Origin of the sequence: Anaerocolumna xylanovorans DSM 12503 (assembly GCF_900143645.1) — a bacterium.
GTDB lineage: Bacteria > Bacillota > Clostridia > Lachnospirales > Lachnospiraceae > Anaerocolumna > Anaerocolumna xylanovorans.
Window position 1 is genome coordinate 92,930 of sequence record NZ_FRFD01000004.1, and the last position, 15,228, is coordinate 108,157.

The following is a 15,228-nucleotide window of genomic DNA, read 5'->3' on the forward strand; positions in this document are numbered from 1 at the left end:
GGAATCCCCCGAATCAGAGCGGTTTTGTTTTTAAAATATCCAGCGACCGGCGCGCTTCCAAGCCCACTACCGTATCATCATTTGCAAAACTCAATAAAACTTCCCTGCATTCCTCCAGTCCAAATGCAGATAAACTCATCATAGCTTTCCAGAGAATCCGCTCATTTTCTGCATATTTTTCAACCACATAAACGATTACTTCTGCATTTTGATGTGTTGCCAATTGAGGATGATAGAATACCATATATCCGATAGCATCCAACGCCTCACTGATTTTGGATATATCATTACTTTTTATAACCTCAACAAGTGCGGGAAATACAGATATATCCATACTTCCAATTGTTCGGGCTATGATGTCTCTTGGCAATGGATAGGATTTTTTCTTTGAAACAGCACCCGGTAATTTTTTATGCTGGTTATTTCCTATCTTACCGAGATAATCTGCCATTTGCTCTGCTGTATTGATATCACCTTTCTTAAGGCTCTCACAAATTGCAATTCTTGTATATAAGCATTGTTCAATTTGAAGCTGCTTAAGTAATTCTCCGGTAATCATCCCCTGTCTGGAGGAAAGATTGCATGCGGCAGCTGTACGAAAAACCGCATTATCCGAATGCAGCAGATCAATTAGTTCTTCCCTTGATAGTGTACTGAATTTCTCTATATCTTCTATTGATGCGAATCCCCGTTTCGCTAAATCTTCCTGACTGCTCTTTAATTCCATACCCACCCCGTTCTGTACACCGTTCAAAATAAAATGCACCTATTTGTTATAAAAGGTTTATAATAATTGCATTTCGATAATATCCATATCTCTGCATGTGTTTTTGAGGATGAATGATTATCTGCTTATCATTGCAGAATCTTAATCCATGAAAATCAAAGAGCATTGATTTTCATGAAGCACCTGGACCCTATGCTATTAGCTAAAGTTCAATTCTCCATGGGTAAGCTCTAATTGTACCTCTTCTCTACTCTTTAAAACAATTTTATATTTATTATTATCACTTGATAATCCAAGCTTAATGAATGCAGCATATTGATAATTTAAACTCTCATCTAAAATGTATCCCTTAATTTTATCAATATCATATTGTTCTAATCTCTCCGAAGTATTAATTTTTTTCACCTCAATAGCAATCAAATTATCCCTTGTTCCCCTTTTATGTATAATAATATCCGGGAAAACAGTCTTTGCTCCCGTTAAAAAGTCCATATTATCGCTTAAGTCATGCAATAATTTCATTGTCCACTCATTGAATTTCTTAATATCATTAAGATTTCTATTATACTCAACATCAACATCCCACTCATAAAATACTGTTCCTAAATGTATCGCTAATCTGTGAGTAATAGATCTTTCATTTGAATAGTTATCAATAATTTCATTATCAAAATAGTATAATCTTTTTAACGCATTATTTAATCTGTTTTCTACCATTGTTTTTTTCATTTTATCTCCTTTCAGGAATATTAAATCTTCGATTTAATATTCCTGAATACGTAGTTGAAAAATTTATTTTTCAACTTATTCCCGGGCTTAATTCCACAAGTACCTTTTAATGTGCATTTATAATATTCTTCGTTATAAAAACAAAATACTAAAAACGCTATAAGTTCATGATAATACAATCCCTACCATATTTCAACATTTCACTTGTCGGATTGTCTCTTTCGTCTTTATCCTTATGGTGATTTTTCGTGTTTGACAACTCTTATTCCTCCTGTTATAATAAATGCAATTGAATATATATCTTCAGGGCAGGGTGAAATTCCCTACCGGTGGTATAGCCCACAAGCCGCAAGGTATGATTCGGTGAAACTCCGAAGCCGACAGTACAGTCTGGATGGAAGAAGATTTTATAAAAGCCGTTATTTGCTTTTCTTTTGTATATTGCTCTGAAATGATTTTTCATTTCAGAGTTTTTGTTTATAAAAGGAATACTTATAGAGCTACTGCCTTGAACTTACATGTTCAAGGCATTTTTTGTTTATGGAGGAATCATATGTCTGATGAAAAGTATATGAACTATGCCCTTTCGCTTGCAAAAAAAGGTATCGGTTTTGTAAATCCCAACCCTTTCGTAGGTGCGGTTATTGTCAGAGGCGGAAAAATAATTGGACAGGGTTGGCATGAAAAGTATGGCGGATGGCACGCTGAGAGAAATGCACTCAGTAATTGTCTTGAGAGTCCTGCAGATGCAACCATGTATGTTACTTTGGAACCTTGCTGCCATTATGGGAAAACCCCTCCTTGTACCGAAGCCATTTTACAAAGCGGTATAAAAAAGGTGGTCATTGGGTGCCTTGACCCTAACGCTATGATGTCAGGAAAAGGAGCTGCCATTCTGCGAGATGCAGGAATTGATGTAGTTACAGGCGTATTACAGGACGAATGCCAAAAGCTCAACGCGGTTTTTTTCCACTATATCGAAACCAAAACTCCTTATGTTGTAATGAAATTTGCCATGACTATGGACGGAAAAATTGCAACATCAGATGGGAAATCCAAATGGATTACAGGTGAAAATGCAAGGGAAAATGTTCATAAAAGCCGCAGCCAGTATTCATCCATTATGGTTGGCACGGGCACGATAATTGCAGATAATCCATCCCTTACCTGCCGTATAGATGGAGGCAGAAACCCGGTACGCATCATATGTGATACAGATTTAAATACACCACTTGAATCTACTGTTATTACCACAGCAAAAGAAGTAAAGACCATTATTGCTACAGCTTGTAACAACAACGAAAAACATAATCCCTACCTTGCTCATGGCTGTGAGATCCTTGTAATTAAACGAAAAGAAAATTATATCGATTTAAAATATTTGATGAAAGAACTTGGTGAAGCAGGGATTGACAGTGTTCTTTTAGAAGGAGGTTCTACCCTGAATTTTTCCGCTCTACAAAGCAGGATTGTGAATAAGGTGCAAGCTTATATTGCTCCGAAACTGTTTGGCGGCAGCCAATCAAAAACGCCTGTAGGAGGTGTTGGCATTCAAGAAATAAGTAACTGCTTTACTTTGAAAAACCAAACAATCTCATGGTTTGATGAGGATATTCTTATTGAAGGGGAAGTGGATTATACATGTTTACAGGAATAGTTGAAGAGACAGGCGTTGTCAGAAATATAAAAAAAGGTGCTAAATCAGCGGTACTAACCATTGAAGGAAATCGAATATTCGATGACCTAAAACTTGGAGACAGTGTGGCAACAAATGGCGTATGTTTAACCATTACTAGTATCAAAAATCATTTCTTTACCGCTGATGTGATGAATGAAACTCTGTCAAAATCTTCACTTGGAAGCTTGACTGCCGGGAACGGAGTTAACCTGGAACGTGCTGTATTGGCAAACGGAAGATTTGGCAGTCATATAGTGTCAGGACATATTGACGGAATTGGTAAAGTTACTTCCATCAAAAAAGATGATATTGCAGTTTGGTACACGGTAAAAACACCCCCTAAAATAATGTTATATATTGTAGAAAAAGGCTCGATTGCCATAGACGGTATCAGTCTTACTGTCGCAGGCATTTTGCATGACAGTTTTCTTGTATCAGTCATTCCTCACACAGCTAAGGAAACCACACTTTCAGAGAAAAAAATCGGCAGTATTGTAAATCTGGAAAACGATATTGTTGGCAAGTATATCAAAAAGTTTGCACAAGATAGCAAGGGTATTACGGAAGATTTTTTGAATAGAAATGGATTTTAGGAGGCAAGTCGAAAAATGCATTGCATTTTTTAAACGCAACTTTGTGCCTGCAGCCCAAAGTTTGCAGGTACCAGAAAGGGCATGGTATTATTATGTTTAAATTTAACACAATCCCAGAAGCATTAGAAGCCCTGCGAAAAGGGGAAATTATTCTTGTTACTGATGATGAAAACCGTGAAAATGAAGGTGATTTTATTTGTGCTGCTGAATTTGCCACAACTGAAAACATTAATTTTATGGCGATTAACGGAAAAGGATTAATCTGTATGCCCATGAGCGAGGAATTTATTAGCCGTTTGCAATTTCCTCAAATGGTATCCAACAACACTGACAACCATAAGACATCCTTTACAGTGTCTATTGACCATGTAGATACCACAACCGGCATCTCTGCAGCAGAAAGAAGCATCACCGCTCTTAAGGCAGCAGACGAAAATACAAAACCCGAGGACTTTCGCCGTCCGGGGCATATGTTTCCTCTCCTGGCGAAGCCGAATGGCGTTTTGGAGCGTGACGGACATACCGAAGCTACCGTTGATTTAATGCGGCTTGCCGGTCTCAAGGCGTGCGGGGTGTGTTGTGAAGTCATGCGGGAAGACGGGTATATGATGCGTACTCCGGAACTTATCCAACTATCGCAAAAGTGGAATATGAAGTTTATTACTATCAAGGCATTACAAGATTATCGAAAGAAGTTTGATAACCTGATAGAACGTGTTGCAAGTCCGCTTTTACCAACTGCTTATGGTGAATTTCGTGCTTACGGCTATAGCAATAAATTAAATGGCGAACATCATGTGGCGCTTGTAAAAGGTGAAATAGGGGACGGACAAGAGGTTTTATGCCGTGTTCATTCCGAATGTCTGACCGGTGATGTTTTTCATTCCTCCCGCTGTGACTGCGGCGACCAGTTGGCGCAGGCTATGAAGATGATTGAAAAAGAAGGCCGAGGCATTCTTTTGTATATGCGTCAGGAAGGCAGGGGCATTGGCCTGCTGAATAAATTAAAGGCCTACGAGCTTCAAAGTCAAGGTATGGATACCATAGAAGCAAATCTTGCACTTGGTTTTGAAGAGGATCTGCGTGAGTATTATATTGGCGCACAGATACTTCGTGATTTAGGAGTGAAAACCATGCGGCTTATTACCAATAATCCGGACAAGGTATATCAACTTTCTGATTTTGGTATTAAAATCACAGAACGTGTACCGATAGAAATCGAAGCAAACGAACACGATAAACACTATTTAAAAACAAAGCAAATTAAAATGGGACATTTTTTAAATATATAATGGAGGAGTTTTTAAATGAAAACTTATGAAGGAAAATTGGTATCAAAGGACATTAAAATAGGTATTGTTGCAGCGAGATTTAACGAGTTTATTACATCCAAGCTGCTTGGCGGCGCTGTAGATGCACTAATAAGGCATGAAATTAAAGAGGACAATATTGAAATTGCTTGGGTTCCCGGTGCTTTTGAAATACCTCTCATTGCTTCGAAGATGGCAAAAAGCAAAAAATATGATGCGATCATCTGTTTGGGTGCAGTAATCCGTGGAAGTACCACTCATTATGATTATGTTTGCAGCGAAGTATCAAAAGGGGTTGCCAATGTATCCTTGAGCAGCGGCATACCTGTAATGTTCGGTGTACTTACTACCGAAAATATTGAACAGGCAATTGAACGCGCCGGCACCAAAGCGGGTAACAAAGGGTTCGACTGTGCAGTAGGAGCAATTGAAATGGTGAATCTAATCAGAGAAATCGGTAACAATGATTAATTTAATATCCGATTATGACGGTACCCTTCACAACAGTATAAAAATCTATGCTCCCGCATTTTGCTCGGCTTACACCTATCTTATAGAAAAGGGATTTGCTGCCTCTAAGGAATTCTCGGACCTGGAAATTTCCTATTGGCTGGGTTTTACGGCTGAGGAAATATGGAACACTTGCTGAATTAAAACCAGCCACTTTTAGAATAAAAATGTTATCTGATATTTTGCAGCTATTATAGATAAAGCATTATAAAAAGCCCTATATTTTGTAAGAAATCATATTAAGTCTGATATGTCTTGGGTAAAAAACAGACCTAAAACGGGGCGGTGAAACGCCCTATCTAGGTCTGAATTTTTTATTACTCTGCAATGTTTTCGCCTTATTTTTTATTATGTCGACGAGGATAATGCAAGGTGCCTCTGACGAGGTTCATATTCAATTGAGATTTTCTTCAATCATTTTCCAAGGAATCTCATTTCTTCCTTCTCTTTTCTTCATCTCTTTCCGTTTTTCTTTCTTTTCAAAAAACGGAAAGAGATGAAACGCTTGATTTTCCTGGGATTTTTCTGCTGTTTAATTTTAGAAGCGTTGCGTGATCAGGTCTGAAATGGGTAAAAAAATAGACCTGAGACGGGCTTTACTTTCTTCCGACGACACTATCACGACATTTTCAAATCTCCAATTCCATACTTTATCTATTTCAGTGCGTTGTTCTTTACGACGCGCTTTTTCTTGACCATTTCAGCTTACTACCTTATAGTTCTTAAGTAACCATAAAAAAAGAGAAGAAACAGCCCCTACCACAGTTCGTTTCTTCTCATCACCTCCGTGTCCCGAATTGGTATGCAGGGTACACGGTTACACACTGGCAACTGTTTCACGCAGCTGTTCATCGGCCGACCCTCTCGATAATTCGTCATCAAACCTCTCTAACGCTTTGAACACCGCCGCGTTGACCACGCCGGACGGTTCGAGTTCCTTCAAATATGCGCAAAGCTGTGCGTTCTGTTCTTTGAACCGCGCAAACACACCCTGCATCAAAATCTGTTCATTTTCGGCAAGTTTTTCGTCACCCCATTGGGAATCGTCCAGTATCCATTCGGTTAACACATCAAAAACGCCCGGATTTTGTCCTCTTGCTTTATCACGTCACTGCAGACGGACAAGCAGGAATTAGGTATTCGGGCCGTTCTCATTGACGTACCACAGTGCAAATATTATTTTGGAACATACAATGCGTTCTTCATGAAGTATTCGTGCTGTTCGTTGATAAGCTTTTTGATTTCGTTGACATCAGATAACGTAACATCGGGTATTTCCAACACAAATGCACCGCACGCATCTTTGCTTTCTCCGTTGGGAAACGTATATGTATAAACAAATTTATCGCCCTTACAATAACCACATTCCCCACATTTTGCGAGGCGGTTATTGCTTGATAAAATCCTATCACGGATGACACCAGCGAATTTGTCCGAGTAATTATTACATGACGAAAAACGCAATCCGAAAAATGCTTTTCCGCCACCCTCTCGGACGCCGAACCGTGCTAATACTCGGTTATGAGCAAGGTTATTAAATGAAAGAATAAACCCTTTTGTCCGTTTTCTCATGGGAGTGTAATCCAATTCAACCAATGCTTCGATTATAGATTGATAGACCAATCTCTCCTCGTTGCTTATCATCTCATAGAATTCAAAAATAAATTCTTCCCATTTCTTCATTTATGCGCCTCCTTGGATTCGTAACATTTTTATACCGCACTGTAAATTTCCACCTTTTTATTCCATTAATTCTCACCTATCAACTCAAAAATTCAATATACTTATCTAACCCATACCCATAAATATATGGCGATATATCCATATATTTAAAACCTTTTATTTCTTCAAATATCATTATCGATGACTTAAAAATATATTTTATAGAAGAAAAAATCTACCAACCATATGTAATTGACAGTTGACAGGTTTATTATCATTTCTACTTTTCTAATTGCCAGATATGACTGTCCTTTCGGAAAATCAAACAAGAATTTCAGCAAATTAGAATTCGAAAGCTTCGCATTATGCTTAGTAATGTCGTGTTAACCGAGAACTTCAAATGTAAACTTGCAAGGCTTTTCACCGTTTGTATTAAGTGGTGATGAATTGATTTCTTTCAATTTCAGCTTTACTCCCAAAGCGTTTTGATAGTGATATAAAAAGTGTCCTGCACAACAACCGCAGTATGTAGGCGAAATGGAAAAAGGCTGTTTTAATTTTTTAATCGAACCACAGGAACAAGTGGTTTTACCCGTGTGAACACCATTTTGATAGCCGCCAAATGTAATCGTAAATGTACCATCGTCATTCAGACAAGGCGACATCATATATTGAATACTTGACATCAATGCAAGTTTTTCAGAAAAAGGTTTATCTATGTGTTCCAAGGCAAACGCCTTACAGTCCTTGTCACGCTGACCTCCCTTGCAACAGCCTTGTTTTTCCATAATTGAAAGACATTGTTCCTTTGTCAGCAACTTATCCATTTTGTCAATTAGAGAAGTAATATTATGCGGATTATTGCAGTCAGCTTCAAAGTCCATTTGTTCCATAATCTCACCATTAATTTTCTGCTTTTTCATTGTGTCTCTTATCTTTTTTAAAGTTGGCATTTTTATCCCCCCACAAAATATAAATAATCTGTATTACAAATTCCTGTTTGACCCTGCGTTTTATAAAATTGTTTTCTCCTGTCGAAACAATATCAAATCATTAATCAAATTATAACATCACAGAATATGAATTTCTACCTTTTTATTCCATTAGCTCTCAGCTGCCAAAAACCCTCCCTTCACTCTTACTTTCTCGATGTTTCTGTATGTTTAAAATCTTTACCCCTTTAAATATCATAATTGATAACTTAAAAATATTTAATGGAAGCAAAAAAATCTTGGTCTTCAACAACTCATTTACATCTTCATATATATCATTTAGATACCAAGGCTTAACACCGACCTTCTCAAGTTTCCTGGTCTTGCGATAAAAATATCTGAACTGGTGAAATGATGGGTACCTTCCAAATCCAATCCTTCTAAAATACATTACACTGGATTTCTGCAATATCTTCTCTCCCAGATAGATAGTCCAAACATGCAGCCTGGACCTTATCATATGTTTTACAAACTTCCTGACACTTACAAACCTTCTTCTTTTCACAACGACCCTTTTGAATTCTGTTCCTAATTTTACTCACCTCCGATTTTTAATGAGATTTTCCCAAGTATAAATAAGTTCGGGCATAATTCGGAAAAAATCCGGAAAGGATCCGGAAAGTTGAGTTTTCTCAAATGCCTTATTTCAAACCACTTCCGCGACTCATCCCTGTCAAATATTTCTCCGAAAAGCATCATTTTTGAATACCGCTATGTCATAGGGTAAATACAATTATCCCCATTAGCCTCGTTTGGAGCGATTTCATTTATCCTCTAATGAAGCTCAACTTCAATCAAGGTTTTCTCTCAGCAATTTTCCTAGGAAGCTCATTTCTTCCTTCTGCTTTTCCTTCATTCCTTCTTCTCTTTTCCTCCTCATTTCCTTCTTGCTTTCCATTCCTTTTTCTTCATTTCCAAAAACGAAAAGAGCTGGAACACTTGAAAATAGGGATGTTTTCAGGGATTCTACTTTCATTTTTTTCATGGATTTTTCGGCGCTGAATTGTTAGAAGCTACACGTGGTCAGGTCCGAAATGGGTAAAAAAATAGACCTGAGACGGGACGGATTAATGCCCTGTCTAGGTCTGAATTTTTAGATGCTTTCGCATTATTTTCTATTACTTTTTCTACTTGTCGACGAGGATAATTGCATTTGCCTTTTGGATAAGACGAGATGCCTCGGGACATGCTCTCCTAATAGCTTATAATAATACCGCCATCCCCCGCATACATAGAGCTTACTCCTGCCGTATTTACAATGATGCAGTCTTTAAAGGAAACTCTTTTAAGAACCTCTTCCTTCACATATTGGGCTCTTGCCGGATTATTGCAATGGGCTATGGCAAATATCCTGCTCTCCGGATTCTTTACATCCTTCACAACCGATTCCACCATAATCCCAAGCGCTTTCTGAATTCCTCTTGCCTGATCTAGTTTATTGATTGTCCCTTCCGATGTTCCATACATAACCGGCTTTATATTTAATACACTGCTGATAATTGCCTTAAGACCCGTAAGCCTTCCGCTCTTTCTAAGAGTATCCAGATTTTCAAGTACAAACTTTGTGCTTAAGTTCTCTCTGAATTTGTGAACCAACCTGGTTATCTCTTGAAAGCTCTTTTCCAATTTGGCATATTCTTGTATTTTCAATGCTATAAGTGTCTGGCCTACTGACGCTGAACAGGAGTTGAATATCTCAATGTTTTTATGGGGATTCTCTTCCAGATATAGCTTCCTGCCAACTTCAGCACTGTTAAAAGACCCGCTTAAACTGGCCGAGAGAGTAACAACATAAATATCTTCTTCCCCTTTATAAAGCTCCATGTAGGCTTCCGGTGACGGACAGGCGGATTTCGGAGCAACCGGTGATTCACTGACCAGCCTTAAAAATCTTGCCTGGTCAAAGGTTTCATTATCAATTATCGATTTCTCTCCTACCTGCAAAGTTAAAGATACAACATGAAAATGTCCATCTTTTCTCATATCTTCCGTTAAATCCGTGCAGCTATCTACAATTATTTTATATGACATTTGTTTTCCTCCAAGAATTCAGATTCTTTCAATATAGCCAGTGTATTACAGCTTTTGTACATTTAATTTGGTTTCCATAATGTATATTAGTTATGTCAACCATATTGTTTTATTCCAATTACTATCTTATGTAGTTTTCATTACCACTAATTGTAACATACATTAATATATTTTTAAAGTAGTTAAATTAAAAAATTTTTAGAAAATGGATGTTTCATAATTATTATTCCTCCATTTCAGGCCTTAATTCATAATCAGTTCCAAAAATACGGGCATAATTTATCTGAAAATTTATTTTCTTATGAAAATCTTAACAATTTCGCAGGTAAAAAAATATAAATCCAATTATGAAATGGATTAAAATAGTATACTAACAAAAGCTTTAGGAAAGGAGTTGGAATGGATGAACAACCGAATACTTGTCGTAGACGATGAACAGGAAATTGCTGATTTGATTGAGGTATACTTAAAGAACGAAAACTATACCATCTTTAAATTTTACTCTGCAAAGGATGCGCTTGCCTGTATTGAAAGTACTGAGCTTGACCTTGCTATATTAGACATTATGCTGCCAGATACAAGTGGCTTTACCATTTGTAAAAAGATACGGGAAAAATACAATTACCCCATTATTATGCTGACTGCCAAAATGGAGGAGTCTGATAAGATTACCGGCCTGACTCTGGGTGCCGATGATTATATAACAAAACCTTTCCGCCCTCTTGAAGTAGTGGCACGGGTAAAGGCACAGCTGCGCCGTTACAAAAAATACAATATTTTTCAAAAAGAGCCGGCACCTGAAACTGTTATTATCCATTCCGGTTTGGTTATGAACATAAAAAATCATGAGTGTTTTCTAAATGATAAGGCACTAATCCTGACACCCACTGAGTTCTCCATACTCCGTATCCTTTTAGAGCAGCAAGGCAGCGTGGTCAGTGCCGAAGAACTGTTTCATATGATTTGGGAGGATGAGTATTACTGCAAAAGCAATAATACGATTACGGTACACATAAGGCATTTGCGGGAAAAAATGAATGACACAGCAGAAAATCCGAAGTATATCAGAACTGTTTGGGGGGTCGGTTATAAAATTGAAAAGTAATATTGTAAATGGAAAAATATATAACCGGCTGCTTCGCAGGCTATTCTTTCAAACAATTGCTGTGCTGGTACTTGCCGCTATTCTTGCTATTTCCCTTCGCTCTATGTTAAAAGGAAAAGTCGCAGACCACTTGGTATATTTTATCAGTATATTTTCAGGAGTCGACAGGGATAGTGCCCTAATGATCTACTGGTATTATTTCCGTAACAATATGGATATTATTATCGGTATCGTTATTGCTGTCCTATTCCTTATTTTATTCCGGCTGTCGGCCTCCCTGTTTACAAGATATTTTGACCAGATGGTTGCAGGTGTGGACAAGCTGACTGCAGAATCTGATGAGGATATTGTTATGACTCCCGAGCTTGCGTTCATGGAGGTTAAGCTTAATGAGGTTAAGGACAGGCTGAAAAAGCGGGCCAAAGAGGCGCAGTCAGCAGAACAGCGAAAAAATGAACTGGTAGTTTATCTCGCCCATGATATAAAAACCCCATTGACTTCTGTTATCGGTTATTTAAGCCTCTTAGACGAAGCGTCTGATATGCCGGCAGATAAGAAAGCAAAGTATGTCCATATAGCACTTGAAAAAGCATACCGCCTGGATACCCTAATGAATGAATTTTTTGAAATTACCCGCTATAACCTACAGTCCATGCCATTAAATAAAAAGGACATTAATTTATGCTATATGATGGTACAACTCACAGATGAGCTATATCCCCAGCTGGCCGCACATAAAAAGAATATCAAAATAAACATCGAAGAAACCATCAATATCCGGGGAGATTCTGAAAAGCTTGCCAGAGTCTTTAATAATATCCTAAAGAATGCTATCGCTTATAGCGATGACAACAGCATTATCAATATAAGTGCACAGGAAAGAACAGATGAAGTTATTATCCGCTTTGAGAACCAGGGTGGCATCCCAAAGGAGAAACTAAACTCAATATTTGAAAAATTCTACCGTCTGGATTCTTCCAGATCAAGTACCACCGGCGGATCCGGACTGGGCCTTGCGATTGCAAAAGATATTATAACCTTACACGGAGGAACAATCAAAGCCCAGAGTGATAACCTGTTCACCTTATTTACAGTAAAACTTCCCAAGACTCCTACAGCAGATATACCATAATAAACCCTATCCCCTTCTTAGGAAAATCTTATGATTTTCTCCTGTACTTCTTAGGTATTTAAAATTTTCAAATTAGAATATAGTCTATACGAAAGGAGCTATTATGTTACAAATACAGGCATATTTACTTCCCGGATTTGCCGCCAGCATATTATTTTTAATAGTTTCAGAAATAGGTTATCGGATCCGAAGGGAACGCATTACATGGTTTCACAGATTATTGGTTTTGTCCACAGGGCTATATATTACAGCCGTCTTTGCCGTAACGCTCTCACCGGGTTCAGCCATTTCCTTCCCTCCTTCTTTCAGAAACTTTAACCTGACGCCTTTCCAGGCGCTGCATACGGCATCCTCAAATCCGCTTAATTTCTGGGGGAATATTGCTCTTTTTATACCTCTCGGAATATTTCTGGTCCTTCTTTTCAACCACTGTCAAAAGTTCCTATTTACCCTTTTGACTGGTGCCGGAATATCCCTTTTAATTGAGCTGCTGCAGCTTTTTGGGATCAGAGCTGCGGATATAGACGATATCCTTCTAAATACTGCCGGAACTATATTGGGGTATTTATCCGGTAAAATATTAGTATCTTTCGTCCCCTTCTGCCGCAGGAATTCCGGTGTTTTTAAGCATAAAGATACGAAAATAGTCCGGAAACGGCAAGATGCAGGAAGCTTTTTTGTTCTTGTAGTTTTTATACTTGTTACTGTATTCCTAACAGGTTATGTCAGGACAGACGGCACTTTCAATCCTCCTTTCAACCCTGAAAAAGCCGTACAATATCTTAATCCTGAGCCTAAAATTCAAGAAACCAGGAAGATATCTGTAAGTATCGATGCGAAAAATGCATATTTATGGGATACCACCACCAATACCGTATTGTACGATAAGGAAAGCAGCAAGCCGATTGCGCCCGCCAGTACCACAAAAATGCTTACAGCCCTGACAGTATTGGATTATTGTGATGAGAATGACACCGTACTAATAGGAAAAGAGGTAGGACTGATTGCGGCGGATGCTTCCAGAGCATGGCTGTATCCGGGAGATAAGCTGACAATACGGCAGTTATTTGATGCTCTTTTGCTGCCTTCCGGCAATGATGCCGCTTATGCCCTTGCTGTCTTTGCCGGTAAAAAAATCTGCCGTGACGATACTGTATCCATAGACAAAGCTCTCAGGGTGTTTTTAAAGGCAATGAATGAAAAGGCTGCTATGGTTGGTGCCACCCACTCACACTTTATAAATCCGGACGGCTATGATGCGGACGGACAATATACCACAGCAAAAGATCTTGCTTTGATTGCCAGAGAATTTTTAGAATCAGAAACTCTGCGAGGTATTGCAGGAAATCCGCAAATCACCGATACCTGGCTTAGCGGGCAGGAAGTAACCTATTCCAATACCAATGAACTAATCAATCCTGAAAGCCCATATTACTATGAATTTGCGGCAGGTTTAAAAACCGGCAGCAGCGAAAATGCCGGCTGTTGTTTGGTTTCCTGTGCCTATATTGAGAAAGGGTCCTACATTTGTGTAGTAATGGGCAGTACCAAAGAAGGCAGATGGCAGGACAGCATTAAGCTGTATAACTCCATACAGCAATAATTATGGCTGACGCTATACCTTTACCTTCCCATTATGCTCAATATAAGAACCCTGAATATTTATTCTAATGCTAACACGGCAGCCAGTATACCTACGGCGGTGTAGAGGTTAGCAATAATATGGGCAGTTAGCGAAAACCTGATATTTTGCCTTTTTATTACCCAATAGTATATAGGCACCATCGTAAGCAGACGGCTGAAAAAGTACCATGGAGAAAAGAAGTGATACAGTGAAAACAGTGAGGCATTTGCAACCGCAGCCCCAATTGGTGAGAGGTTGATTCTCGGAAGTAGAAAGCCTCGAAAATATAGTTCTTCGGTAACAGGTGCAATAATTCCATTTGCTAAGATTCCTAAAATTGCAGTAAAGACAAGACTATCTTTTGAAAACAAGGTTAAATCTATATTACGCAGCGCAATATGGTCTGGTACAAATGAAAACAAACCATCTCTCACGCAGTTTTCCAACGGCTCCAATATTCTGCCAACAAGCATAGCCCAAACAATAATAATTACAATAAAAAGTAGATATTCCATTATTTTGGCCTTTTTCTGATATGGAATTAGCTTGCCGATTTTATATGTACCTGTCGTTTTCTTTGCAGTATAAAGTAATATACCGAATTGGACGGGAACCATTGCAATCGGCACCATAAGAAAACCAGCAGTAAGAGAAATAAGGCCAAAGTACTGTATTATTGGAAGAATTAACAACATTATGATCAGGTTAATAAGCCCTGGAATAAGGTGCATAAGAATTGTTCTAAGTGCACTGTGCTTCTGTATAACAAAATCTTCATGCATAATAAACCTCCATGCTGCCAACGCGCCGCAAATTTGGGCGTCAGCACAAATTTGTGTATGAAAAATGCAATGCATTTTTCATACTAAATCCTCCTATTATTTACTCCCGTCCTTTGACCAAAATTATATAATAATGTGTACTGCCTTTCAATTTTTATCATACAACATTTTTCTCAATTCCACAATCACACTCTCACTTCCGGCCAACGGGAGGATTTCCTCCACAAAAGCGGGTGTACATCCTTACCGGAGCGTTTTTTAACTCATAGGAAATTTGAGAAATTTCTTATGAGCTGAAAAAACAGTCTGATTCTTTCTCTGAAATCAGACTGTCCTTTTCTACCATCTATTAA

At 38.3% G+C, this 15,228-nt stretch carries 17 protein-coding genes and 1 riboswitch; of the genes, 8 read left to right on the top strand and 9 right to left on the bottom strand.

Annotated elements, in window-relative coordinates; genetic code table 11:
* Positions 1-13 precede the first annotated feature (13 nt).
* Together BUF11_RS06595 and BUF11_RS06600 are read right to left on the bottom strand one after the other, a co-directional pair.
* Complete coding sequence (locus tag BUF11_RS06595) at positions 14-754, bottom strand: hypothetical protein (protein WP_207665470.1); 741 nt, start codon at positions 752-754, stop codon at positions 14-16.
* A gap of 171 nt (positions 755-925) precedes the next feature.
* Positions 926-1,456 carry a hypothetical protein gene (locus tag BUF11_RS06600; RefSeq protein ID WP_073588059.1) on the bottom strand — a complete coding sequence of 177 codons (531 nt, stop codon included), beginning with the start codon at positions 1,454-1,456 and terminating at the stop codon, positions 926-928.
* Between the two features lie 295 nt (positions 1,457-1,751).
* Positions 1,752-1,866, top strand: a riboswitch (FMN riboswitch).
* A 143-nt stretch (positions 1,867-2,009) separates the two neighbouring features.
* On the opposite strand from BUF11_RS06600, the gene ribD reads away from it, so the two are divergent.
* From ribD to BUF11_RS06625, 5 genes are all read left to right on the top strand, one after another.
* Positions 2,010-3,113 (top strand): bifunctional diaminohydroxyphosphoribosylaminopyrimidine deaminase/5-amino-6-(5-phosphoribosylamino)uracil reductase RibD, encoded by a 1,104-nt coding sequence (ribD, locus tag BUF11_RS06605; RefSeq protein WP_073588060.1) that lies wholly within the window; start codon positions 2,010-2,012, stop codon positions 3,111-3,113.
* The gene (locus BUF11_RS06610) at positions 3,098-3,727 is read left to right on the top strand and encodes a riboflavin synthase (RefSeq protein WP_073588061.1); all 630 of its coding nucleotides are present in this window, start codon (positions 3,098-3,100) and stop codon (positions 3,725-3,727) included. The genes ribD and BUF11_RS06610 overlap by 16 nt, the downstream gene beginning before the upstream one ends.
* A gap of 92 nt (positions 3,728-3,819) precedes the next feature.
* The gene (locus BUF11_RS06615; protein ID WP_073588376.1) at positions 3,820-5,019 is read left to right on the top strand and encodes a bifunctional 3,4-dihydroxy-2-butanone-4-phosphate synthase/GTP cyclohydrolase II; all 1,200 of its coding nucleotides are present in this window, start codon (positions 3,820-3,822) and stop codon (positions 5,017-5,019) included.
* Positions 5,020-5,034: 15 nt separating this feature from the next.
* The gene (gene ribH / locus BUF11_RS06620; RefSeq protein WP_073588062.1) at positions 5,035-5,508 is read left to right on the top strand and encodes a 6,7-dimethyl-8-ribityllumazine synthase; all 474 of its coding nucleotides are present in this window, start codon (positions 5,035-5,037) and stop codon (positions 5,506-5,508) included.
* Entirely contained in the window at positions 5,501-5,686 is a 186-nt protein-coding gene (locus BUF11_RS06625; RefSeq protein WP_073588063.1) for a hypothetical protein, read from the top strand. The genes ribH and BUF11_RS06625 overlap by 8 nt, the downstream gene beginning before the upstream one ends.
* 678 nt (positions 5,687-6,364) lie before the next feature.
* Here the strand turns inward: BUF11_RS06625 and BUF11_RS06630 are convergent.
* The 6 genes from BUF11_RS06630 to BUF11_RS06655 all read right to left on the bottom strand — a co-directional run bounded on the left by BUF11_RS06630 (position 6,365) and on the right by BUF11_RS06655 (position 10,232).
* Positions 6,365-6,616, bottom strand: a complete 252-nt coding sequence (locus BUF11_RS06630; RefSeq protein ID WP_073588064.1) for a hypothetical protein — start codon at positions 6,614-6,616, stop codon at positions 6,365-6,367.
* 107 nt (positions 6,617-6,723) lie between these two features.
* Complete coding sequence (locus BUF11_RS06635; RefSeq protein WP_073588065.1) at positions 6,724-7,230, bottom strand: hypothetical protein; 507 nt, start codon at positions 7,228-7,230, stop codon at positions 6,724-6,726.
* A 362-nt stretch (positions 7,231-7,592) separates the two neighbouring features.
* A complete protein-coding gene (locus BUF11_RS06640; protein WP_073588066.1) occupies positions 7,593-8,162 on the bottom strand; it encodes a hypothetical protein in 570 nt (189 codons plus the stop codon).
* Positions 8,163-8,319: 157 nt separating this feature from the next.
* Positions 8,320-8,706, bottom strand: a complete 387-nt coding sequence (locus BUF11_RS06645) for a hypothetical protein (RefSeq protein WP_139243322.1) — start codon at positions 8,704-8,706, stop codon at positions 8,320-8,322.
* Between the two features lie 285 nt (positions 8,707-8,991).
* Positions 8,992-9,186, bottom strand: coding sequence for a hypothetical protein (locus BUF11_RS06650; protein WP_073588068.1), 195 nt, complete (start codon positions 9,184-9,186; stop codon positions 8,992-8,994).
* A gap of 209 nt (positions 9,187-9,395) precedes the next feature.
* Positions 9,396-10,232 (bottom strand): DegV family protein, encoded by an 837-nt coding sequence (locus BUF11_RS06655; RefSeq protein ID WP_073588069.1) that lies wholly within the window; start codon positions 10,230-10,232, stop codon positions 9,396-9,398.
* 403 nt (positions 10,233-10,635) lie between these two features.
* Here BUF11_RS06655 and vanR point away from each other — a divergent pair, with 403 nt between their 5' ends.
* The 3 genes from vanR to BUF11_RS06670 all read left to right on the top strand — a co-directional run bounded on the left by vanR (position 10,636) and on the right by BUF11_RS06670 (position 14,072).
* Positions 10,636-11,337 carry a VanR-ABDEGLN family response regulator transcription factor gene (gene vanR, locus BUF11_RS06660; RefSeq protein ID WP_073588070.1) on the top strand — a complete coding sequence of 234 codons (702 nt, stop codon included), beginning with the start codon at positions 10,636-10,638 and terminating at the stop codon, positions 11,335-11,337.
* On the top strand, positions 11,270-12,469 hold the full coding sequence (locus BUF11_RS06665) for a sensor histidine kinase (protein WP_084558521.1): 1,200 nt from the start codon (positions 11,270-11,272) through the stop codon (positions 12,467-12,469). Before vanR ends, BUF11_RS06665 begins: the two co-directional genes overlap by 68 nt.
* A 103-nt stretch (positions 12,470-12,572) precedes the next feature.
* The gene (locus BUF11_RS06670) at positions 12,573-14,072 is read left to right on the top strand and encodes a VanZ family protein (RefSeq protein WP_073588072.1); all 1,500 of its coding nucleotides are present in this window, start codon (positions 12,573-12,575) and stop codon (positions 14,070-14,072) included.
* Between the two features lie 59 nt (positions 14,073-14,131).
* On the opposite strand, the gene BUF11_RS06675 is transcribed toward BUF11_RS06670, so the two are convergent.
* Entirely contained in the window at positions 14,132-14,875 is a 744-nt protein-coding gene (locus BUF11_RS06675; protein ID WP_175562000.1) for a CPBP family intramembrane glutamic endopeptidase, read from the bottom strand.
* Between the last annotated feature and the right edge of the window lie 353 nt (positions 14,876-15,228).